A 22,353-nucleotide genomic window follows, 5' to 3' on the forward strand; every position below is an offset into this window, starting at 1 on the left:
AGATCAGCCCCAGACTCGGCCGTATCGGCCGGAAGAAGAATCAAGAATCGGGCGTCCACGACGGAGCGGCCTGCTTGGCATGACCTTCCTATCCATCCTCATCGCAACCTTGGGCGCGGGCATCGGCAGCGTGTGGCTCGCCGCCGGGCTGATGCGCATTGGCTCGCTCGGCCCAACGCGCGAGCATTCGACCTATGTCGGCCCGCGGCACCTGCTCAGCCTGGCGGCCGGGGCCCTGCTGGCCACGGCCTTCATGCACCTGCTGCCCGAGGCCTTCGAAAGCGGCGCCGGCGCGGACAAGCTGTTCACGACCCTGCTCGCCGGCGTCGTGTTCTTCTTCCTGCTCGACAAGGCCGAGCTCTGGCACCACGGGCATGAGCACCATCACGACACGCACGACCATCGCCACCTCCACGTCCATGCGCATGCGCACGCCCACGAGGACAGGCATGGCCACGCACACCCTCCTTTGCGCTCCGGCGGCTGGGCGGTGATCACCGGCGACAGCGTGCATTGCTTCGGCGACGGCATCCTGATCGCGTCGGCCTTCGTGGCCGACCCGCGACTGGGCTGGGTGGCTGCGCTGGCGGTGCTGGCGCACGAGGTGCCGCATCACATCGGCGACCTGGCCGTGATGCGCATGACCAGCGCCAACCGCGGGGCGGCGCTGGCGAAGGTCTCTCTCGCAGGCGCGGTGACCGCGCTGGGCGGGGCCGCCGGGTACTGGCTGGTCGAGCGCCTGGTGGGCGGACTGCCGTACTTCCTCGTCGTGGCGAGCAGCAGCTTCGTCTATGTGGCGCTTGCCGACCTCGTGCCGCAGTTGCAACAACGACTGTCCGCGCGCGAAACCGCGGTGCAGATCGCCTGGCTGCTGGTGGGCATCGGCATGGTCACCGGCGCCAGCCGGCTGGTGCACGCGCACTGACCATCCGGCCCCGTGCCGTCAGTAGCGGTACGGGTTGTTGGGCGCGCGGTCCCAGCGATTGGGCACGCCGTCGTGGTCGCGATCGCCGCGGACGTAGGCGGTGCGTTGCGGCACCCCCGCATATCCATTGCCTTGCCAGTACCCGTGCGCCCACGCGCGATTGGCCGGAACCGCTGGATAGACCACCACCGGAGCCGGGCGCACGTACACCGGCTGCGGATACACCGGCTGCGCATACACGGGTTGCGCGTAGACGGGTTGCGCATAGGCGGGCACACCGATCTGCACGCCAATGGAGGTGTGGGCTGCGGCGGGCAGGCTCGCAAGGGCGGCAGCGGCCGCAAGTGCTGCGATGACGATGCGGGTTCTAGTTTCCATGCTGACCTCCAGTTTCGGTTCGGGTGCCCCAATGATTGAAGGCTCAGGTAAATGCCCGGTGCGGCGATTGCAAACGCCATGTGAAGACATCCGCTCTTCGTAAGTCGCAGACCACAGCCCATGACCCTGGGGCCGCCGATGGGGCAGGCGCTTGTCCGACAGAAACGCCCATGCCTCGGGCCTAACGTGTTTCCGTGGCGCGCTCGCCCCGGGCGTTGCGCGCGCTTTTCGCAGGAGACCTTGACATGGCATCACGTGATTGGGACGAGGACGCACGCAACCCGGGTCGCTGGGGCGAGCATCAAAGGCAGGAGCGGGAGCAGGGCGGCGGCGGTCAGGCGCGCGGTGGCTGGGGGTCGCAGGGACAGAGTGGCGGCTCGGGCTACGGTGCGCCGGAAGGCAGGCGCCACAGCGATCCGCATGGCGGCCAGGGCTATCGCGGTGGCCAGCAGGGATACGGCACCTATGGCCCCTCGGGCAGCTGGGGCCAGGGCGGCGGCGACTGGGGCAGCTATGGTCAAGGTCACCCAGGCCCGGGCAGCCATGGCGCCATGGGCGGTGGCTACGGGCCGCAGGGCCAGGCCGACTACGGCCAGCACCATCGAGGCGGCTACGGCCAGCAGGTTCTCCATCGACCTGGCTATGAGCCGGGTGGCTATGCCCAGGGCCAGCAGCATGGCGGCATGGGCTACGCCGGGCCCTACGGCCAAGGACAGGGCGCGTATGGACAGGCCGGCTACGGCTCGCGCCAGGGCTATGGCGGCAGTCCGGTCCATGAAGAGCGCTATGGCCACCACGATCCCGACTACCAGCAGTGGCGTGAAGAGCAGATGCGCAACCTGGACAACGAGTACCAATCGTGGCGCCAGGACCGCTACAGGAAGTTCGCCGAAGAATTCAACAGCTGGCGAGCCAGCCGCAGCGGCGGCCAGGGCCAGAACACGGCACCGATGTCGACCGGTGGCGGCGTGGGCAGCAGCAGCGCGGGCGCGAACAGCACCGGCAGCTCCGAGACCCCGGGCGCCGGCGGCTCCTCGTCCGAGTCCTCAGCGAAGAACAGCTAATCGATCAGCGCGTCGAGTAGCCGGTCACGCGCCACTTGCCGTCCTCTCGCACGGTCGTGACGATTTCCTGCACTTCGCGCTCGCTGAACTTGGACTGGAAGATGACGCTCACGTACTCGCCCTCGGGGCGGCCCTCGAGCTTGGTCTTGTAGACCGATTCCAGGGGTGTGCGCTCGACGAAGCTTCCGAACGGCTCGCGGACCTTGGGGATGGCGTCCATCCAGCTGGCCAGCGGCACGGCGCCGCGGAACACGCTGCTGGACGTTTCCCAGGCACGGCCCCAATCGCGCCGGTCCAGCAGCACCAGCCAGCCGGCAGCCGCCAACCGGCCCGCGGCTTGCTTTTCGGCCGAGGCGCTGTCGGGCGCAGGGGCGGGCGCTGGCGCCGGCGTGGCGGGTGCAGCGGCCGGTGCAGGCGCAGACGCTGCGGGCGGGTTTTTGGGCAGTTTGAGTTGCGCCGCCGCACCCTGGGCAGCGAGCGCTGCCGCCAGTGGGGCCAGCCACGACAGATACCGTTTCGATCCAGGCATGGGAGCAGTCTAGCCGCTCATGCGGACAGCACCTGTCTCATGAGGCGCGCATTCACCTGGCCCTGGTCCTGGTAGTTGGTGTTGAACACGACGTGCAGCGACTTGGCCAGGCCGGCGACGTGCCGGATTTCAGGCACCATGGCTTCGAGCTCGTCGGGCGCATACCAGTAGTCGAAGCGGCTCGACGAGGCGGCCGCCTTGATGTTCCAGGTGTCCTTGTTGCGTCCGTGCAGGCGCAGCAGGGCGAGGGCGGGGTGGGTCACCTCCCACACGCAGGGCACGGTGTTGGCAAAGCCCTGCGGGCCGTCGACGATGGTGTGCGCCACGCCCAGCTCGCGCTCGAAGGCGATGGTCTTTTCGAGCCGGTCGCCCTCGAACCAGCTGGTGTTGCGGAACTCGACGGAAAGCAGGTGCCCGGGCATGCGCTCGGTGCAATGGCGCACGTGCGCCATGCCCTCGCGGTTGCGGATCATCCAGGGCGCGAACTGGAAATGCACCGCTCCGAGCTTGCCCGCGTCGTTCAGCGGCGCCAGCGCCTCGATGAAGCGGCGCCAGAGCTCGTCGCGGATTTCCGCCGGCGTGTCGCGGTAGTACAGCACCTTGGGCGGATCGTTCCCCAGGGCCTGCAGGATGTCCTTGGGCAGGACGGCCGGCGAGGTCTGGTGGCCGGTGAAGAGCCGGAACGCCTTCACGTTGAACACGAAGCCCGGCGGCGTGCGGTCGGCCCACAGCTGGGCGTTCTGCGGCGTGGGCAGGCCGTAGTAGCTGGAGTCGACTTCGACCATCGGAAACTGCGACGCGTAGTGTCGCAACCGCGCCTCGGCCGTCGTGCAGTCCTTCGGGTAGAAGCGGCCGCATTCGATCAGCGTCTTGTCGGTCCAGGAAGCGGAACCGATGAGAATGTTGTCCACTGTACTAATATACAGGCATTGCTTTGGAAATGGCGCCTTGAACGATCTCAATCCCGAACAGCTCGCCGCCGTGCAGCACGGCACCGGCGAAGAGGCGCACGACCAGCGGCCGCTGCTGGTGATTGCCGGCGCGGGCTCGGGCAAGACGAATACGCTGGCGCACCGGGTGGCGCACCTGATCCGCCAAGGCGCCGATCCCCAGCGCCTGATGCTGCTGACCTTCAGCCGGCGCGCGGCGCAGGAGATGGAGCGGCGCGCCGGCGGCGTGCTGCACAAGACGCTCGGATTGCCGGCCACCCAGGCGCCGCCGGGGCTGCCCTGGTCCGGCACCTTCCACAGCATCGGCTCGCGGCTGCTGCGCGAGTACTCGCCGCGCATCGGCCTCGACGATTCGTTCACCATCCACGACCGCGGCGATGCCGAGGACCTGATGGGCATGGTGCGGCACGACATCGGCCTGGCCGAGTCGAAGAAGCGCTTCCCGCTCAAGGGCACCTGCCTGGGCATCTACTCGCGCGTGGTCAACACCTGCGAGCCGCTGGACCAGGTGCTCGACGGCATCTATCCCTGGTGCGCGCAATGGGAGGACGAACTCAGGCGGCTGTTCGGCGCCTACGTCGAGGCCAAGCAGCAGCAGAACGTGCTCGACTACGACGACCTGCTGCTGTTCTGGGCCGAGATGATGGGCGAACCCGCGCTGGCGCGCGAGCTGGGCGAGCGCTTCGACCATGTGCTGGTCGACGAGTACCAGGACACCAACCGCCTGCAGTCGCAGATCCTCCTCGCGATCAAACCGACCGGGCAGGGCGTCACCGTGGTGGGCGACGACGCCCAGAGCATCTACTCGTTTCGCGGCGCCACCGTGCGCAACATCCTGGACTTCCCCGGGCAGTTCAGCCAGCCCGCGCGCATCGTCACGCTGGAGCGCAACTACCGCAGCACGCAGCCGGTGCTCGATGCGAGCAATGCCGTGATTGGCGCGGCGCGCGAGCGGCACGCCAAGAACCTCTGGACCGACAAGTCCGCCAGCCAGCGCGCGCAGCTGCTGCTGGTGCCGGGCGAAGCCGAGCAGGCACGCTGGGTGGCCGACGAGGTGCTTCGGCAGCGTGAAGCCGGCAGCACGCTCAAGAGCCAGGCGGTGCTGTTTCGCACCGGCTCGCACAGCGCGGCGCTCGAGCTGGAACTGGCGCGGCGCGACATCCCTTTCGTCAAGTTCGGCGGCCTCAAGTTCCTGGAGGCCGCGCATGTGAAGGACATGCTGGCGGTGCTGCGATTCGCGCAGAACCCGCGCGGGCGGATGGCAGGCTTTCGCGTGCTGCAGCTCATTGCCGGCATCGGCCAGGCCACCGCCACGCGCCTGCTCGACGCGATGGGCGAGGCGGCCGAAGCTGTCGAGACTCTGGCTCAGTTCACGCCGCCGGCGCAGGCGCGCCAGGAGTGGGAACAGTTCGCCACGCTCTACGCCCGGCTGCAAGGCGCGCAGGTGGCCTGGCCGGCCGACCTGGAACTGGTCCGCGACTGGTACCTGCCCCAGCTCGAGCGCCTTCACGACGACGCGCAGGTGCGCAAGCTCGATGTGGAGCAACTGGTGCGGCTCGCAGCGGGTTATGCCTGCCGCGAGCGCTTCCTGACCGAGCTCACGCTCGATCCACCGCAAGCCACCAGCGACGAATCGGGCGTACCGCACCTGGACGAGGACTACCTGATCCTGTCCACCATCCACAGCGCCAAGGGACAGGAGTGGAAGGCGGTCCACGTGCTGAACGTGGTCGACGGCTGCATCCCCAGCGACATGGCGACCGGCAGCGCCGAAGACATCGAGGAGGAGCGCCGCCTGCTGTACGTGGCCATGACGCGCGCCCGCGAGCGGCTGCATCTGATCGTGCCTCAGCGGTTCTATGTCACGCAGCAGGCGGGCGGCGGCGATCGCCACCTCTATGCCGGCCGCACGCGCTTCATCACCGAGGCCATGCTCGAGAAATTCGAGCAGATCACCTGGCCGCCCGCGCACAGTGCATCCCCGGGGCCGGGCGCGCAGCCTCAGCCGCAGCCCCTGATGCAGGTGCGGGCGCGCGCGCGCGCCGCCTGGCGCTGACAGAGCGGCGAAACATTTACCAAAACTGGCAGCACAGCGGTGCCCCCCGGCGAGTCCAATGCCGGAACAAACTTGGGAGACCCGCTGTGCCCGTGCTTTCTTCGCGAGGATTCCTTCAAGCGAGTTTGCCTTGGCTCGCAGCGTGCGGCCTGACGGCGTGCGCCAGCAGCGTGGACCTCGGGATGGGCGCCCCGCCGTCGCCAGCGTCGGTGCCGGCCGCGCCGGCCATCTCGGCGCCCCTGCGGTTCACCACCGCCGAACGCGATTTCGCCGTGCAGGTGGTGTCCAAGGGCCTGTACGAGATCGAAGTCTCCCGGCTGGCCGCGGTGCGGGCGATGAATGCATCGGTGCGCGCCTACGCGCAGAGCATGGCTGCGCACCACACGCAGTTGAACAGCGAACTGGTCGCGCTGATGGATGCGCGCGGCGTCGTCCCGCCACACAACCTGCCCGACGACAAGGCGGCCAAGCTGCAGCGGCTCGCGTCGCTGCCGTCCAGCGAAGCGTTCGACCTGGCCTACATCCGCGTGGTCGGCGTCGAGGACCACCAAGAGGTGATCGCCGCCTTCGAGAAGGCGCGCGGCGAGGTGCGGGATCCGGAATTGCGTGCCTGGATGGAACGCACGCTGCCGATGCTGCGCGGCCATCTGTCGCAGGCGCAGACCATCGCGGGCCAGCTGGCCGGGTGAGCGCAGGCGCGCGGCAGGCCTGTCCTACAAGCATCGGCAAACCCAGCCGACAGCAAGGCGAAAGCCGCCTCCTAGATTCAAGCTGTGGAAGCATCGCCGATGCGGCCGCAAGGCATTTGATCAAGGAGCGATCCATGGCAACACCCGAATCGAAGTCCGGCAGCGGCAAGGGCCGTCCCGAGGCCAAAAAGGGCGCCAAGCCCGGCAACCAGAGCAGCAAGACGCAAAGCGAGCGCGCACGCGCCAGCGCCAGCAAGCGCGGCAGTTCGAGCGAGAAGAGACCGTCGACGCGCGGCCGTTAACCTGGCGCGTCCTTGCGATGCCTGGCCGCGTGAGCGGCCGGGCATTGTTGTTTTTCTGACGAGCCACGGGGCGTCACGGTCGGCCGGCCGCCGGCCGGTCGGCGAAAATCGGGTGTGGCTGTCAACAACCCCTCGAATTTCCGGGATCTCTCCACCTTCGTCGAGAGGCCGCTGCGCCCCGGAACGCTGTACCGCTCGGACCATCTCGGCGCGCTCGATGAAGACGATGCCCGCCAGATCCGCGCACTGGGCATCCGCCGCGTGCTGGACTTCCGCGGCATGCGCGAGCGCGAATCGGCACGCTGCCAGGTGCCCGACGTGGCCGTGCACTCCCTCTCGATCGAGCCGACCATCGTGCAGGTGATCGGCGACCTGATGTCCGCCGGGCACCAGCTGACCGGCGAGGACGTGGTGGCGCACATGCAGGACACCTACCGCGGTTTCGTTCGCCACAGCTCGCACCGCTTCGCCGAATTCTTCGGTCACCTGCTGCAATCGAACGAGCCCACGGTGTTCCACTGCACCGCGGGCAAGGACCGCACCGGGTTCGCGGCGGCGCTGGTGTTGCGCGCGCTCGACGTTCCGCCGGAAGAGGTGATGCGCGACTACCTGCTCACCAACGAGCGGCTCAAGATGGACAGCAGCGGCTGGAAGCTGCCGCCGCAAGCCGCCAAGGTGCTCCTTGGCGTGCAGCCGGCCTTCCTGGAGGCCGCCTTCGAGGCGATCGAGCAGGACTATGGCGGCATCGAAGGCTACCTGCGCTATGGCCTGGGCCTGCGCGACCCGGAGCGCGCGCGCCTGCGTGAGCTCTACCTTCGGACAGCCTGATTCGGCGCTGACACGCCTGCTCCCGGCGGCGCGTGCGCTTTCAGCCGGGGCTCCTACCCGGTTCGCAGTCCGGTTCCTACATCGCTGAGGTACAGCGTGCCTCATGCTGGTGTCCAGAGGATCCAACGACCATGAAGCAGTTCGGCAGAGCGGCTTATGCCCTGTACTCCCTCGGCCTGCTGGCCGTGGCCGGCGCCGCGTACACCGCCGCCATCGGTTACCTCTGGTTCCGCCAGGAGCGCCTCTTGTTCGAACCCACGCCCCTGCCGGCCGACGAGCCGCTGGTCGGCGATCCGGACGTGCACGAGCGCTGGGTCGAGGTGGAGGGCGCACGGCTGTCGACCGCGCAGCTGCGGCTGCCGAATCCGCGCGGCGTGGTGTTCTTCCTGCACGGGAACTCTGGCAACCTGCGCGATTGCCTGGTGGAACTCGACGCTTTCCGCGAGGCGAATTTCGACGTCGTGATGTTCGACTACCGCGGCTACGGCAAGAGCTCGGGCCGCATCGGCAGCGAGGAGCAATTGCACAGCGACGTGCGTGCCGTGTGGGACGCGTTCGCGCCGCAATACGAGGGCAAGCGCCTGGTCATCGCCGGCCAGTCCCTGGGCACGGCGCTGGCCGCGGGGCTGGGCGCCCAGTTGTGCGCGCAGGGCCGGCCGCCCGACCTGACGCTGCTGGTGTCGCCGTACAGCAGCATGCGCGCGCTGGCCGACGAGCTCTATCCCTGGGTGCCCGGCCGCGTGCTGCGCTATCCGCTGCAAACGGCCGAACACGCGGCGCAGCTCAAGGGCCCGCTGATGCTGATTCACGGCGACAAGGACCAGCTGATCGGCATCCACCACAGCCACGCGCTGTGTACCGCGGTCCCGGCGGCGCAGCTGCACTGCGTCGAGGGCGCAGGCCACAACGACGTTCACAAGTTCCCGGGTTTTCGCAAGGCGCTCTTCGGCGCGCTGGGTTGCCTCTAGCGCTCGGTGGCCTGACAGGCCACTAACGGTCCAGGCTGATGGACGTCGCGATCTGGGCACTGCTGGCCGGCGCGCTGCTGATCTTCATGGCCTTGGGCGGCAGCGTGCTCGCGCGCCTGCCGCTGTCCACCGCGATGATCTACCTGGGCTTCGGCATGCTCGCCGGCCCCTGGGTGTTCGACCTGATGCGCGTGGACCTGCGCGAGCACACGCACGCGCTGGAGCGCATGGCCGAAGCCGCGGTGCTGGTGTCGCTGTTCACCGCCGGCCTGAAACTCGGCCCCGCCTTCCGCGATCGCCGCTGGGTCCTGCCGCTGCGTCTGGCGGTCGTGGCGATGGTGGCGACGGTGCTGGTGATCGCGGCGCTGGCGCACTTCTTTCTCGGCCTGCCGTGGGGCGCCGGCATCCTGCTGGGCGGCATCCTCGCGCCGACTGACCCGGTGCTCGCTTCCGACGTGCAGGTCATGCACCCGAAGGATCGCGACAGCCTGCGCTTCGCATTGACGGGCGAGGGCGGGCTCAACGACGGCACCGCATTTCCCTTCGTGCTGCTCGGGCTGGGGCTGATGGGCCTGCACGACCTCGGGCCATCCGGCTGGCGCTGGCTGCTGGTGGACGGTGTGTGGGCCTGCCTGGCCGGGCCGGTGGTGGGCGCATTCGCCGGGCTCGCCGTGGGCCGGCTGGTGCTGTACTTGCGCCGCGTGCACAAGGAGGCGGTGGGGCTGGACGACTTCCTGGCGATGGGGCTGCTCGCGCTGACCTATGGCATCGCGACGATCGCCCATGTCAACAGCTTCCTGGCGGTGTTCGCTGCCGGCATTGCCCTGCGCTACCTGGAGCAATCCGAGAGCGCGGGGTCGGACAGCCAGCAGGCCGTGCAGCGCGCCGCCGCGCAATCCGACGGCTCGCTCGCCCAGGCCGTTGCCGTCGATCCGCTGCATGCGCCGGCGTACATGGCGCATGCGGTCATGAGCTTCAACGAGCAACTGGAGCGCGTCGGCGAGATGGCGGTGGTGGTCGCGATCGGCGCGCTGCTCTGGTCCGTGCACTGGCAGGGCGCGGGTTGGTGGTTCGTGCCGGCCCTGTTGCTGCTGGTGAGGCCGTTGGTGGTCTCGCTGAGCCTGCGGCGCACGCACGTGTCGCGCACCCAGCGCGGGCTGATCGGCTGGTTCGGCATCCGTGGGGTCGGGTCGCTTTTCTACCTGATGTATGCGATGAACCACGGGCTGTCCGGGTCCCTCGCCGACCAGATTGCCGGCCTGACGCTGGCTGTCGTGGTTGCTTCCATCCTGGTGCACGGCATTTCGGTGACGCCGCTGATGGCCGCGTACGAGCGGCGCCGCACGCGCGGCGCGCGCACTTCGCGCAAGCGCTGAGATCCGCAGCGTCGAGCTCGAGGTCGGACAACACAGACTCGGCGTTGCGACAGCCGAGCGCTGCCTCTGCGCTTGTCCTACACGCATCTACAGTGGCTGCCGACAAGGCCCGGACGTGGTCTGCCTAGAGTGACCACAGGGCAGTCGCGGCTGCCCTTAGTGACTTGTGAACCACACAACCTCAAGGAGTTCCTGATGAAAACGACTCTGACCAAATCCGCCACCGCGGCACTGGCTGTCTTTGCTGCCCTCGCGCTGAGCGCGTGCGACAAGGGTGGCGGCGCCGGTGGCACGGCGGGCTCGGGCGGTGGAACGGGCGCGACCGGCTCGTCGAGCACCAGCCCCTCGGGCGCCGGCGGCGGCACGTCGGGCTCTGCGAGCGGCGGCACAAGCGGTTCGGGCACCAGCAGCGGCGGCGTGACCGGCTCCACCGGCGCCACGACTTCCACGAAGTAGTGCCCGTGCGTGCGATGGCCCTGGGCCTGGCGACTTGCCTGTCGCTGGGTCTGGCGGCCTCGCGGCGGCCAATCGGTGCCGGTGGGGAACCGTTGGGGCGCCTCAGGCAACGCAGCGGTGCCTAGGGACCCTTGGCCACGGGCCGCGACGGGTCGCTGCACCACTCGCTCCAGCTTCCCGCATAAAGCGCGGTCGGCGCAAAGCCGGCGACTTCCATGGCCAGCAGATTGGGCACGGCGCTCACGCCGCTGCCGCAGTGGTGAACCACGGTGGCAGCGTCGCGTCCTGCGAGCAGCTGTTCGAACTCGGTCCGCAGCTGCGCGGCCGGCTTGAAGAGGCCGCCTGCCGCCATGTTCTCGTTCCAGGGCCGGTTCAGCGCGCCGGGGATGTGGCCGGCGACCGGGTCGAGCGGCTCGACTTCGCCGCGAAAGCGCGCGGCCGCGCGCCCGTCGATCACGGTCTGGCGCCCGTCCTCGAGGTGCGCCAGCACGTCCCGCGTGCCCACCAGCCGGCGCAGCGCCGGGCCCAGCGTGAAGTTGGACTGGAAATGCGCCGGTTCGTCGCCCTGGGCGAGTTCGCCGCCGGCGGCCACCCAGGCGGCCAGGCCGCCGTCAAGCACCGCTACCGCCTCGTGCCCGGCCCACTTGAGCATCCACCAGAGGCGCCCGCAATAGCCGTTGTCGTTGCGGTCGTAGACGACCGCCTGCATGTCGTTGGCGAAGCCCACCCTCGAGAGCCACATCGCGAATTTCTCGCGGCTGGGCAAAGGGTGGCGGCCACCCGAGGCCGCATCGCTGTGCGGGCGAACCCTGCCGTCCGGCCCCACCACGCCCATGTCGCTCAGCGCAGTGTCCAGGTTGGCGTACACCGCACCGGGAATGTGCGAGCGGCGCCAGGCCTCTTCCCCGGCGGTCGGGCTGGCGAGGTCGAAGCTGCAATCGAAGACCATCAGGCGCTCGCCGGTTTGTCGCAGGTCCTTGAGCTGTTCGGCCGAAACGAGTGTGGTGTGCATACGGCAAATTATCGGTGGATCGGCGATCGGGAACTGCCCCGCAACTCCAGCGGGGCTAGTGCTCTTCGGCGGGCGCATCGGGCGCGGCCCGCGCACGCAGCACCGTGGCCGCGATGCCGCTGGCCAGGATGAGGGCGATGCCGGCCCAGCCGAGCAGGGGGATGCTGTCGCCGAACAGCGTGATGCTGTAGATCGCGCCGAAGACGATGCCGAAGTACTGCAGGCAGGCCACCACCAGGGTGGCGCCATGGCTGTAGGCCCGGGTCATGCAGAGCTGTCCGAGCGAGGCGAGCACGCCGACCGGCAGCAACCACAGCGCATTCATCCAGTCCCAGTCCGACACGCCCAGCGCCAGCATGCCCAGCCCGCCCGCCACCGCCGAACCGACGGCGAAGTAGAAGACGGTGCGCGTCTCCGGCTCGCCGATCTTTCCCAGCGCCATCACCTGCATGTAGGCGAATGCGGCCGTGAGTCCCGACATCAGCCCCACCACGCCGGCGAACACCTGGTTCTGGTCGATGGTGGGACGCAGCATCATGACCACCCCGGCGAAACCGGCCAGCACGGCCAGCGCCAGCGGTCCCTGCCGCGCCGGCAGCGCGTCGCCGCGGCCTGGGTTCCAGGCGATGAGCGCGCCGCCCACCAGGAAGGCCGCGATCCACACGCTGCTCATGTAGTTGAGCGTCATCGCGGTGGCCAGGGGCAGCCGGGCGATCGCGTAGAACCACGCGCCCAGCGAGATGACGCCGATCACGCTGCGCCAGGCGTGCATCATCGGATAGCGGGTGCCCAGCGTCACGCCCTGGCGGCGCGCCAGCAGCCACAGGAACAGCATGCCCAGCAGACCGCGATAGAACACCAGCTCCGCGCTGTTGAACGACGCCGAGGCGTACTTGACGCATACCGCCATGGTCGCGAAGAACAGCGATCCGGCCACCATCCACAGCGCTTGCATCGTTAGGGCCTGTTAACGCTATGGGAGGGCTCGCGCCGGTGGCTGGCAGGCTGCAGGGCTAGGCGCGGCCGAGGCCGTGTGCTCGTGCACACAACGAGGCCGCAACGACGCCCTGCGGCCTGCCAGCCACCGGCCCGAAGGGTGACCCAGGAAACGGGCGCCCTCGGCGTTGCAAATGCTCGCCGGGGTCCCACCCCGGCTGTGCTTTGCGCCTTGATGGCGCCCGTTTCTTGGGTCACGCGAGTCCTCCCATAGCGTTAACAGGCCCTACCTATTTCTCGAGGGTTTTCTTGAGCCAGGGCTGGCAGGCCAGGCGGCCGGCTTCGAATTCGGCGATGCGCTCGCGCTGCGCCAGGGTTGCGCCGATCCAGTCCACGTCGCGCGTGAGCAGCAGGCGTTCGCGCGGGGTCAGCGAGAAATGAAATCGCGCCGGGCCGGCCTCGAGCACGCCCGCTTCGATGTCGAGCAAGGCCCGCACCGGCTGCGCAACGCCCATGGCGAACAGCGCGTCGACCTCGCCGGCCGCCAGCACGATGGCCGCCACGCCGTTCAGGGCGCAGTTCTGCCGGAAGATGTCGCCGAAGCTGGGGGCGACCACGGCCTTGAAGCCGTAGTCGCGCAGTGCCCATACCGCATGTTCGCGGCTCGAGCCGCAGCCGAAGTTCTCGCGCGCCAGCAGCAGGCTCGCCCCGGCCAGTTCGGGGCGGTTCAGGACGAACCCGGGATGGGGGCGGCGCTGCGCGTGGTCGCTGGTGAGGTCGCCCGGGTCCAGGTAGCGCCATGAATCGAACAGCACCGGGCCGTAACCGCTCCTGGCGGTCGAGCGGCCGTACTGCTTGGGGAAAATCGCGTCGGTGTCGACATTGGGGCGGTCCAGCGGCGCCATCAGGCCGCTGTGCCGCCCGCCTGGGAAGGCAGGCATGCGTTGGGTTATACCCGACGAGCGCGATCAGAACCGCGCCACTCGTCGTTGCGCTTCTAGCCAAGGCGTTCAGCCTTGGCGTCGTCGCGCGCCTAGATTGACACGGTTCTGATCACGCTTCCTTCAGACGCGGAACCCGGAGCCGGTGAGGTTCATGCGCGAGCGGTACCACTCATGGAAGTGCTGCATGCCGTCTTCCATCGGGCTCTGGTAGGGACCGATCTCGTCGTCGCCGCGCTGGAGCAGCGCCTTGCGGCCGGCATCCATGCGCTCCGCGATCTCGTCGTCCTCGATGCAGGTTTCCATGTAGGCGGCCTGCTGGGCTTCGACGAATTCGCGCTCGAAAGCGGAGATCTCCTCCGGGTAGTAGAACTCGACCATGTTCAGGGTCTTGTCGACCGAGACCGGATGGACCGTGGACACGGTGAGCACGTGCGGATACCACTCGACCATGATGTGCGGGTAGTAGGTGAGCCAGATCGCGCCCTGCTCGGGCGTCTCGCCCAGCCGGTAGTTCATCAGCGCCTTCTGCCAACGCTCGTACACCTGGCTGCCGTACTTGCCCAGGCGGTTGGCCACGCCGACCGACTGCACCGAGTAGTCCTTCCTGAATTCCCAGCGCAGGTCGTCGCAGGTGACGAAGTTGCCCAGGCCGGGATGGAAGGGCCCCACGTGGTAGTCCTCGAGGTAAACCTCGATGAAGGTCTTCCAGTTGTAGTTGCACTCGTGCAGCTCGACGTGGTCCAGCACCATGCCGCTGAAATCCAGCTTGGAGCGCAGGGCCATGCCACCGAGCGCCTGCTCGACGTCGATGCCGTTACGCTCGAACAGCAGGCCGTTCCACTCCTGGAGCTCGTAGTTGTTCAGGTTCAGGCAAGGGTCTTCCGCGAAGTGCGGGGCGCCCAGCAGGGTGCCGGCCGGGCTGCCGCTGCCGCCGCTGTAGGTCCAGCGATGCAGCGGACACACCACGTTGCCACTCGCGCCCGGCGTCCCGGCGATGGAGCCGCGGCCCTTGAGTATCACCGCCTGGCGGTGGCGGCAGACGTTGGAAATGAGCTCCACGCCGCGCGGCGTACGCAGCAGGGCGCGGCCCTCGCCTTCATGCGGCAGGGCGTAGTAGTCGCCTTCGTTCGGAACGCTGAGTTGATGCCCCACATAGCGGGGCCCGCGCTGAAAGATGGTTTCCAGTTCGCGCTGGAAAAGCGCCTTGTCGAAATAGCTGGAAACGGGCAGTTGGCTTTCGGCCTGCTGTAGCTGAAGACTTAAATCAGACATGGTGTCCTGACCTAGAGACTCCCCCTATGAAGGGGCAGGGAAGCGCTGTTCAGTGAAGAATTGGCGCGGGGAGGGACGAAATAAAAACCGGGCAGATGCCCGGATGGAGGGAGGGGCATTGTACCCCGGGGTACCGATGACGCGCCCGGCCCGACCTTGAGCTGTCTCAAAGCCTAGAATTCATACTTTTCCACGGATACGCATGCCCACGGCCCCCTTCCAAACTCCTGCCAGCTACGAGGCCGCGCTGGCGGAACTCGAACAGCTCGTCGGCCAGATCGAATCGGGACAGTTGCCGCTGGAGCAGTTGCTCTCCGGCTACCAGCGCGGCGCCGAACTGCTGCAGTTCTGCCGCGACAAGCTGCAGGCCGTGGAGAACCAGATCAAGGTGTTGGACGAGGGAGTGCTCAAGCCGTGGACGCAGGAGTGACCGGGCAATTCGTGCAGCCCTCGTTTGACTTGACTTCCTGGAGCGGCGAACGCCTCGAGCGTGTCGAGCGTGCGCTGTCCGGATGGGTGGTGGCCGACGCGCCTGCCGGCTTGGGCGAGGCCATGCGCTACGCCGTGCTCGACGGCGGCAAGCGGCTGCGGCCGCTGCTGGTGCTGGCCGCCAGCGAGGCGGTGCAGGGCAACGCCGAAGCGGCCTTGCGCGCTGCCTGCGCGGTCGAGCTCATTCACGCCTATTCGCTGGTGCACGACGACATGCCCTGCATGGACAACGACGTCCTGCGGCGGGGCAAGCCGACCGTGCACGTGAAGTTCGGCCAGGCCCAAGCGCTGCTGGCAGGCGATGCCTTGCAAGCGCTGGCTTTCGAGCTGCTCGCGCCGCCGGATCGCGCCATCCCCGACAGCGTGCAGGCCGCCCTGTGCCGCATGCTGGCGCGCGCCGCCGGGCACGCCGGCATGGCGGGCGGGCAGGCGATCGACCTGGCGAACGTCGGGCAGGTGCTGACCGAGGCGCAGCTGCGCGAAATGCACAGCCGCAAGACCGGCGCCTTGCTGCTTGGCAGCGTGATGATGGGCGCAGCCTGCGGCCAGCCGCAGGGCAGGGCGCTGGCTGCGCTCGAGGCCTACGGCCGCGCGCTGGGCCTGGCGTTCCAGGTGGTGGACGACATCCTGGACGTGACCGCCGATTCGGTCACGCTCGGCAAGACCGCAGGCAAGGATGCGGACCAGAACAAGCCCACCTACGTCTCGGTGCTGGGACTGGACCGGTCCCGCGCCTATGCGCGTGAGCTGCTGGCCGAGGCCTTGCAGGCGCTTGCATCCAGCGACCTCGCCGATACGCGCGCTTTGCGGGCGCTGGCCACCATGGTGGTCGACCGCGACAACTAGAACGCATTACCCATGACCCTGCTCGAATCGATCCACGACCCGTCCGACCTGCGCAAGCTGCCGCGTCCGCAGCTCAAGGTGCTGGCCGACGAGCTGCGCGCGTTCCTGCTGGACAGCGTCTCGAAGACCGGCGGTCACCTCAGTTCCAACCTGGGCACCGTCGAACTGAGCATCGCGCTGCACTACGTGTTCGACACGCCCTATGACCGGCTGGTGTGGGACGTGGGCCACCAGACCTACCCCCACAAGATCCTCACCGGCCGGCGCGACCGCATGGCCACGTTGCGCCAGCTCGGCGGCCTGGCCGGGTTCCCCGCGCGCAGCGAGAGCGAATACGACGCCTTCGGCACCGCGCATTCGTCCACCAGCATCTCGGCGGCGCTGGGCATGGCGGTGGCGGCCAAGCAAAAGGGGGAGAACCGCCGCGCGGTGGCGATCATCGGTGACGGCGCCATGACCGCCGGCATGGCCTTCGAGGCCCTGAACAACGCCGGCGTGGCCGACTGCGACCTGCTGGTGATCCTGAACGACAACGACATGTCGATCAGCCCGCCAGTGGGCGCGCTGAACCGCTACCTCGCCCAGCTCATGAGCGGCCAGTTCTATGCCGCTGCCAAGAGCGTGGGCAAGAACGTGCTGAAGGTGGCGCCGCCGCTGTTCGAGCTGGCCAAGCGCTTCGAGGAGCAGGCCAAGGGCATGGTCGTGCCGGCGACGCTGTTCGAGAAGTTCGGCTTCAACTACGTGGGGCCGATCGACGGCCACGACCTCGACTCGCTGGTGCCCACGCTGGAGAACATGCGGCACCTGAGCGGCCCGCAGTTCCTGCATGTGGTCACCAAGAAGGGCCAGGGCTACAAGCTGGCCGAGGCCGACCCGGTGGCCTACCACGGCCCGGGCAAGTTCGATCCCAAGGTGGGCATCACGCCCTCGCCGGGCAAGCTCACCTTCACGCAGGTGTTCGGCCAGTGGCTGTGCGACATGGCAGCCGCGGACCAGCGCCTCGTCGGAATCACGCCGGCCATGCGCGAGGGCTCGGGCCTGGTGGAGTTCGAGAAGCGCTTCCCCGAGCGCTACTTCGACGTCGGCATCGCCGAGCAGCACGCCGTGACCTTCGCGGCCGGTCTGGCCTGCGAGGGCCTCAAGCCCGTGGTGGCGATCTATTCGACTTTCCTGCAGCGTGCCTACGACCAGCTCATTCACGACGTCGCGCTGCAGAACCTGCCGGTGGTCTTCGCCCTCGACCGCGCCGGCATCGTCGGCGCCGACGGGCCCACGCACGCCGGCGCCTACGACATCCCGTACCTGCGCTGCATTCCCAACATGGGGATCGCCTGCCCGGCCGACGAGAACGAGTGCCGGCAGCTCCTGACCACCGCCTTCGGTCAGGCCCAGCCGGTGGCGGTGCGCTATCCGCGCGGTGCCGGGCCCGGCGTCAAGGTCGAGCCCGGGCTGGCGGCGCTGCCCTTCGGCAAGGGCGAGGTCCGGCGGCGCGGTCAAGGCATCGCCATCCTCGCCTTCGGCACCCTGCTGTACCCGGCGCTCGCCGCTGCCGAGCGTTTGAACGCCACGGTGGTGAACATGCGCTGGGCCAAGCCGCTGGATACCGCACTGCTGCTGGAGGTCGCCGGCGCGCATGACGCCCTGGTGTCGGTGGAAGAGGGCGCGGTCATGGGTGGCGCCGGCAGCGCCGTGCAGGAAGCCCTGCAAGCCGCCGGCATCGCCAAGCCGCTGCTGCAATTGGGCCTGCGCGACGAATTCACTCCGCATGGCGACCCGGCGCGCCTGCTGTCGCTTCAGGGCCTGGACGCGGCAGGCATCGAGGCCTCGGTGCGCCAGCGCTTCGGCGACTTCACCGAGCGGGCCGCGCCCACGCTGAAGGTCGTCGGCTCCTGAGGGCCACGGTCACGCTGACGCGTAACTTACAGCCGTCCCGGCAAGCTCAGGGGAAATCCCCGAGACTTCCGGATGAGCGACTCTCTAGAATGCTGGCAATTGTTTGCATCTGCAAGCAGTTGGTCACGTATACGTTTTTCTGATCAGGAGCTCCCCTTCATGGATCGTCGTCAACTCATCAAGAACGCAGGCATTGCCGGCGTGCTGGCCGCCGGCATCGCACCCGCGGTGCACGCGCAGACCGCCATCCGCTGGCGTCTGGCTTCCAGCTTCCCGAAGTCACTGGACACCATCTTCGGCGCCGCTGAAGTGTTCGCCGCCAAGGTCAAGGCCATGTCCGGCGGCAAGTTCGAGATCTCGGTGCATGCCGCCGGCGAACTGATGCCCGCTTTCGGCGTGGTGGACGGCGTGCAGCAGGGTTCGGTCGAAGCCGCGCACACGGCCCCTTACTACTTCTTCGGCAAGGACGAGTGCTTCGCGCTCGGCTGCGCGATTCCCTTCGGCCTGAACAGCCGCCAGATGACCGCGTGGATGTACGACGGCAACGGCCTCAAGCTGATGCGCGAGTTCTACTCCAAGTTCAACATCGTGAACTTCCCCGGCGGCAACACCGGCGCGCAGATGGGCGGCTGGTTCCGCAAGGAAATCAAGTCGCTCAAGGACATCAAGGGCATGAAGATGCGCATCGGCGGCTTCGGCGGCAAGGTGCTCGAGCGCATCGGCGGCGTGCCGCAGAACATCCCCGGCGGTGAAATCTACCCCGCGCTGGAAAAGGGCACGATCGACGCCGCCGAGTGGGTGGGTCCGTACGACGACCAGAAGCTGGGCTTCAACAAGGTGGCCCCGTTCTACTACTACCCGGGCTGGTGGGAAGGTGGTCCCCAACTGGACTTCTTCATCAACAACAAGGCCTTCGAGGCGCTGTCGCCGGAAAACAAGGCCATCGTCGAGTCGGCCGCGGCCTATGCCCACACCTACATGCAGGCCAAGTACGACGTGCTGAACCCCAACGCGCTCAAGCAGCTGGTGGGCGCCGGCAGCAAGCTGCGTCCCTTCCCCAAGGACATGATGGACGCCGCGTTCAAGGAAGCCATGGGCCTGTACGAAGAGCTCAACGCCAAGAACGAAAGCTGGAAGAAGATCTACGCCGACTTCAGCAAGTTCCGCAAGGACCAGAACCTGTGGTTCCAGTTCACGGAAGCCAAGTTCGACAGCTTCATGCAGTCGCAGAAGAATCTGTAATTTCTTCGAGTTCGCCGGACCCGGTCCGGCAGCAGGAAAAGGGCCGCCTACGCGGCCCTTTTCCTTTGGCGCGCGATCTCGGCCATTCGGGGGCGGCGCCTTGTCGGGATTGGTTACAGCTGTTTTGACGGAATCGAGGCGGAGCGAGCCAGCTCGACGCCAGTTTCGGTATGGTGAAGGGCGAGGAAGTCAGGGGCGTCGAATTCACGAAGGAGACATCCATGGATCGCAGGTCCCTGATCAAGCAAGCGGGTATCGCCGGCATCCTGGCCAGCGGAATCACGCCCGCCGTTCATGCCCAGCCGGCCGTGCGCTGGCGCATGGCATCGAGCTTCCCGAAGTCGCTCGACACGCTGTACGGCGGCGCCGAGGTGTTCGCCAAGTCGGTGCGAACCATGTCGGGCGGCAAGCTCGAGATATCGACCCACGCGGCCGGCGAATTGATGCCGGCCCTGGGCGTGGTCGACGGTGTGCAGCAGGGCTCCATCGAGATGGCGCAGACCGCGCCCTACTATTTCTTCGGCAAGGACGAAACCTTCACGCTCGGTTGCGCGATCCCCTTCGGCCTGAACAGCCGGCAATTGAGCGCATGGATGTACGAGGGCAGTGGCCTGAAGCTGGTACGCGAGTTCTACGCCAAGTACAACATCTACAACCTCCCCGGCGGCAACACCGGCGCGCAGATGGGCGGCTGGTTCCGCAAGGAGGTCAAGAACAGCGCCGACTTCAAGGGCCTGAAGTTCCGGATCGCCGGCTTTGCCGGCAAGATCATGGAGCGCATGGGCGCCGTGCCGCAAAACATTCCGGGCGGCGAAATCTACCCGGCCCTGGAGAAGGGCACCATCGACGCAGCCGAATGGGTCGGACCCTACGACGACCTGAAGCTCGGCTTCGTGAAGATCGCGCCGTTCTACTACTACCCGGGTTTCTGGGAAGGATCGACCCAGTTGGACTTCTTCATCAATACCAAGTCCTGGGAAGCGCTGTCGGCCGAGCACAAGGCGATCATGACGGCCGCGGCGGCGCAGGCACATATGGACACCCAGGCCAAGTACGACGCGCGCAACCCGGCGGCCTTGAAGCAGCTCGTGGCCACCGGCGCCAAGCTGCGCGCCTTCCCGCAGGACATGATGAACGAGGCCTTCAAGCATGCCAACGCCATCTATGCCGAGACTTCGGCCAAGAATGCGGCGTTCAAGACGATTTATGACGATCTGGTGAAGTTCCGCGCCGACCAGAACCTGTGGTTCCGCTTCACCGAAGCCACCTTCGACCGGTTCATGCAGGCGCAGAAGCTGTAGGCCGGCAGGTCCTGTTTGCCAGAGGCCGCACCGCGTGCGGCTTTTTTCATGGGCGCGCCGGCCCGGCCTGGCTGCGCCGCGCCCTGACGCCCTGGCTGTCAGCCAAACGCTCGACATCGACGCAGCAGCGGCCGCGCATGCGCGTGTCGTGGCTGCCGGCGCGCCGCCGCGCGGCTGCATGGTTTAGAGTCGGCCAGGATGCATGACGAGTTACCCCTGATCACGACCATCGCGGCGGGCCTGAGCCTCGCCCTGGTGTTCGGCTTCCTGGCCGCCCGGCTGCGCATGCCGGCACTCGTCGGCTACCTGCTGGCGGGCATCGTGATCGGACCGTTCACGCCGGGCTTCGTCGCGGATACGCACCTGGCCTCGCAACTGGCCGAGATCGGCATCATGCTGCTGATGTTCGGGGTGGGCCTGCACTTCTCGCTGGGCGACCTGCTGGCGGTACGCAGGATCGCCGTGCCCGGTGCGATCGTGCAGATCCTCGCTGCCTGCGCCATGGGCGCCGGCATGGCCGTGATGTGGGGCTGGGACCTGGCCGCGGCACTGGTGTTCGGCCTGTCGCTGTCGGTGGCCAGCACGGTGGTGCTGCTGCGCGCGCTGGAGAACCTGGGCTTGCTGGACAGCTTCAACGGACGGGTGGCCGTGGGCTGGCTGGTGGTCGAGGACTTGGCCATGGTGCTGGTGCTGGTGCTGCTGCCCGCGCTGGCAGGCGCCCTCACCGGGCAGGGCGCCGATGGCAGCACGCTCATGCGGGACCTGGGCAAGACGCTGCTGCTGGTGGGGCTGTTCCTGGTGCTGATGCTGGTCGTCGGCCGCCGCTTCTTCCCCTGGCTGCTGTGGCAGGTGCAGAAGATCGGTTCGCGCGAACTGTTCACCTTGTGCGTGGTGGCCGCGGCCGTGAGCATCGCCTACGGCGCCACCAAGATCTTCGGCGTGTCCTTCGCGCTGGGGGCCTTCTTCGCCGGCATGGTGCTGCGCGAGTCGCAGTTCAGCCACCGGGCCGCGGAAGAGACGCTGCCGCTGCGCGACGCCTTCGCCGTGCTGTTCTTCGTGTCCGTCGGCATGCTGTTCGACCCGGCGGTGATCGTCGACCATCCGCTGCGGGTGCTGGCGGTGGTGGGCGTGATCATGCTGGGCAAGTCGATCGCCGCGGCGGTGCTGGTTCTGCTGCTGCGCTATCCGCTGCACACCGCGCTCACGGTCTCGGCCAGCCTGGCGCAGATCGGCGAGTTCTCCTTCATCCTGGTCAGCCTGGGCAGCTCGCTTGGCCTGATGCCGCCTGAGGCGCGAAGCTTGGTGGTGGCCGGCGCGCTGTTCTCGATCGCGCTCAACCCGCTGGTGTTCAAGGCCATCCGGCCGCTGCAGGATTGGCTGCTGGCGCGCTCGCAGCTGGCGCGCGACCTCGCCGCGCGCGACGACCCGCTGGCGGAGCTGCCCATGAGCACCGATCCGAAATTCCTGTCGCGCCAGGTGGTCCTGGTCGGCTACGGCAGCGTGGGACGCAAGGTCGCGGCGGCCCTGGGCCAGGCCGGGCTGCCCTATGTGGTCGCCGACCAGAATCGCGACCTGGTGGAGAAGCTGCGCGCAGAAGGCGTGCCGGCTGTCTGCGGCGATGCCACGCGCCCCGAAGTGCTGGTGCAAGCGCATATCGCGCGGGCGCGCCTGCTGGTCATCGCGATGCGCGATACCACCGGTGTGCGGCAGATGGCCGCCCATGCCCGGCTCCTCAATTCCCAGGTCGAGATCATCGTGCGCTCGCACAACGAAGAAGAGGCGCGCCGGCTGGAAAAAGAGCTGGCCGGCCGCGTCTTCGTGGGCGAGCACGAGCTGGCGCTGGCGATGAGCCACTACGTGGTGGAGCGTTGCCGCGCCTGAATCGGCAAGGTGACTG

At 67.9% G+C, this 22,353-nt stretch carries 22 protein-coding genes; 15 read left to right on the forward strand and 7 right to left on the reverse strand.

Annotation, left to right across the window (positions count from 1 at the left end):
* The first annotated feature begins 79 nt into the window (after positions 1-79).
* Positions 80-925 carry a ZIP family metal transporter gene (locus UC35_RS18460; protein WP_061502275.1) on the forward strand — a complete coding sequence of 282 codons (846 nt, stop codon included), beginning with the start codon at positions 80-82 and terminating at the stop codon, positions 923-925.
* A gap of 18 nt (positions 926-943) precedes the next feature.
* Here UC35_RS18460 and UC35_RS18465 read toward each other — a convergent pair whose 3' ends face one another.
* Positions 944-1,303, reverse strand: coding sequence for a hypothetical protein (locus UC35_RS18465; protein WP_082793373.1), 360 nt, complete (start codon positions 1,301-1,303; stop codon positions 944-946).
* Positions 1,304-1,548: 245 nt separating this feature from the next.
* Here UC35_RS18465 and UC35_RS23775 point away from each other — a divergent pair, with 245 nt between their 5' ends.
* The gene (locus tag UC35_RS23775) at positions 1,549-2,367 is read left to right on the forward strand and encodes a hypothetical protein (RefSeq protein WP_145979542.1); all 819 of its coding nucleotides are present in this window, start codon (positions 1,549-1,551) and stop codon (positions 2,365-2,367) included.
* A 4-nt stretch (positions 2,368-2,371) separates the two neighbouring features.
* Here UC35_RS23775 and UC35_RS23305 read toward each other — a convergent pair whose 3' ends face one another.
* Together UC35_RS23305 and UC35_RS18485 are read right to left on the reverse strand one after the other, a co-directional pair.
* Complete coding sequence (locus tag UC35_RS23305; protein ID WP_082793374.1) at positions 2,372-2,896, reverse strand: DUF4019 domain-containing protein; 525 nt, start codon at positions 2,894-2,896, stop codon at positions 2,372-2,374.
* Between the two features lie 17 nt (positions 2,897-2,913).
* A complete protein-coding gene (locus UC35_RS18485; RefSeq protein ID WP_061502284.1) occupies positions 2,914-3,807 on the reverse strand; it encodes a DUF72 domain-containing protein in 894 nt (297 codons plus the stop codon).
* Here UC35_RS18485 and UC35_RS18490 point away from each other — a divergent pair.
* From UC35_RS18490 to UC35_RS18520, 7 genes are all read left to right on the forward strand, one after another.
* Positions 3,797-5,902: an ATP-dependent helicase gene (locus tag UC35_RS18490; protein ID WP_061502286.1), complete on the forward strand. Its 2,106-nt coding sequence runs from the start codon at positions 3,797-3,799 to the stop codon at positions 5,900-5,902. The two genes, UC35_RS18485 and UC35_RS18490, sit on opposite strands and share 11 nt — an antisense overlap.
* A 182-nt stretch (positions 5,903-6,084) precedes the next feature.
* Positions 6,085-6,591 carry a DUF4142 domain-containing protein gene (locus UC35_RS18495; protein WP_082793376.1) on the forward strand — a complete coding sequence of 169 codons (507 nt, stop codon included), beginning with the start codon at positions 6,085-6,087 and terminating at the stop codon, positions 6,589-6,591.
* A gap of 134 nt (positions 6,592-6,725) precedes the next feature.
* On the forward strand, positions 6,726-6,893 hold the full coding sequence (locus UC35_RS24025) for a hypothetical protein (protein WP_158513942.1): 168 nt from the start codon (positions 6,726-6,728) through the stop codon (positions 6,891-6,893).
* 114 nt (positions 6,894-7,007) lie between these two features.
* On the forward strand, positions 7,008-7,721 hold the full coding sequence (locus UC35_RS18505; protein ID WP_061502292.1) for a tyrosine-protein phosphatase: 714 nt from the start codon (positions 7,008-7,010) through the stop codon (positions 7,719-7,721).
* A gap of 131 nt (positions 7,722-7,852) precedes the next feature.
* On the forward strand, positions 7,853-8,689 hold the full coding sequence (locus UC35_RS18510; RefSeq protein WP_061502294.1) for an alpha/beta hydrolase: 837 nt from the start codon (positions 7,853-7,855) through the stop codon (positions 8,687-8,689).
* Between the two features lie 38 nt (positions 8,690-8,727).
* Positions 8,728-10,065 carry a cation:proton antiporter gene (locus UC35_RS18515; protein WP_061502296.1) on the forward strand — a complete coding sequence of 446 codons (1,338 nt, stop codon included), beginning with the start codon at positions 8,728-8,730 and terminating at the stop codon, positions 10,063-10,065.
* A 195-nt stretch (positions 10,066-10,260) separates the two neighbouring features.
* The gene (locus UC35_RS18520) at positions 10,261-10,521 is read left to right on the forward strand and encodes a hypothetical protein (RefSeq protein ID WP_061502298.1); all 261 of its coding nucleotides are present in this window, start codon (positions 10,261-10,263) and stop codon (positions 10,519-10,521) included.
* A gap of 121 nt (positions 10,522-10,642) precedes the next feature.
* On the opposite strand, the gene UC35_RS18525 is transcribed toward UC35_RS18520, so the two are convergent.
* From UC35_RS18525 to UC35_RS18540, 4 genes are all read right to left on the reverse strand, one after another.
* The gene (locus UC35_RS18525) at positions 10,643-11,533 is read right to left on the reverse strand and encodes a sulfurtransferase (RefSeq protein WP_061502299.1); all 891 of its coding nucleotides are present in this window, start codon (positions 11,531-11,533) and stop codon (positions 10,643-10,645) included.
* A gap of 55 nt (positions 11,534-11,588) precedes the next feature.
* On the reverse strand, positions 11,589-12,488 hold the full coding sequence (locus UC35_RS18530; RefSeq protein WP_061502301.1) for a DMT family transporter: 900 nt from the start codon (positions 12,486-12,488) through the stop codon (positions 11,589-11,591).
* Between the two features lie 271 nt (positions 12,489-12,759).
* A complete protein-coding gene (gene leuD, locus UC35_RS18535) occupies positions 12,760-13,410 on the reverse strand; it encodes a 3-isopropylmalate dehydratase small subunit (protein WP_061502303.1) in 651 nt (216 codons plus the stop codon).
* Positions 13,411-13,533: 123 nt separating this feature from the next.
* On the reverse strand, positions 13,534-14,685 hold the full coding sequence (locus UC35_RS18540) for an aromatic ring-hydroxylating oxygenase subunit alpha (protein WP_061502305.1): 1,152 nt from the start codon (positions 14,683-14,685) through the stop codon (positions 13,534-13,536).
* 202 nt (positions 14,686-14,887) lie between these two features.
* Between UC35_RS18540 and UC35_RS18545 the strand changes: the two genes are divergently transcribed.
* The 6 genes from UC35_RS18545 to ybaL all read left to right on the forward strand — a co-directional run bounded on the left by UC35_RS18545 (position 14,888) and on the right by ybaL (position 22,337).
* The gene (locus UC35_RS18545; protein WP_061502307.1) at positions 14,888-15,115 is read left to right on the forward strand and encodes an exodeoxyribonuclease VII small subunit; all 228 of its coding nucleotides are present in this window, start codon (positions 14,888-14,890) and stop codon (positions 15,113-15,115) included.
* A gap of 11 nt (positions 15,116-15,126) precedes the next feature.
* Positions 15,127-16,020: a polyprenyl synthetase family protein gene (locus UC35_RS18550; protein ID WP_061503927.1), complete on the forward strand. Its 894-nt coding sequence runs from the start codon at positions 15,127-15,129 to the stop codon at positions 16,018-16,020.
* A 12-nt stretch (positions 16,021-16,032) separates the two neighbouring features.
* The gene (dxs, locus tag UC35_RS18555) at positions 16,033-17,913 is read left to right on the forward strand and encodes a 1-deoxy-D-xylulose-5-phosphate synthase (RefSeq protein ID WP_061502308.1); all 1,881 of its coding nucleotides are present in this window, start codon (positions 16,033-16,035) and stop codon (positions 17,911-17,913) included.
* Positions 17,914-18,072: 159 nt separating this feature from the next.
* The gene (locus UC35_RS18560) at positions 18,073-19,155 is read left to right on the forward strand and encodes a TRAP transporter substrate-binding protein (protein ID WP_061502309.1); all 1,083 of its coding nucleotides are present in this window, start codon (positions 18,073-18,075) and stop codon (positions 19,153-19,155) included.
* Positions 19,156-19,376: 221 nt separating this feature from the next.
* The gene (locus tag UC35_RS18565) at positions 19,377-20,456 is read left to right on the forward strand and encodes a TRAP transporter substrate-binding protein (RefSeq protein WP_061503928.1); all 1,080 of its coding nucleotides are present in this window, start codon (positions 19,377-19,379) and stop codon (positions 20,454-20,456) included.
* A gap of 198 nt (positions 20,457-20,654) precedes the next feature.
* Positions 20,655-22,337 (forward strand): YbaL family putative K(+) efflux transporter, encoded by a 1,683-nt coding sequence (gene ybaL / locus UC35_RS18570; RefSeq protein ID WP_061502311.1) that lies wholly within the window; start codon positions 20,655-20,657, stop codon positions 22,335-22,337.
* Positions 22,338-22,353: the final 16 nt, after the last annotated feature.

Origin of the sequence: Ramlibacter tataouinensis (assembly GCF_001580455.1) — a bacterium.
GTDB lineage: Bacteria > Pseudomonadota > Gammaproteobacteria > Burkholderiales > Burkholderiaceae_C > Ramlibacter > Ramlibacter tataouinensis_B.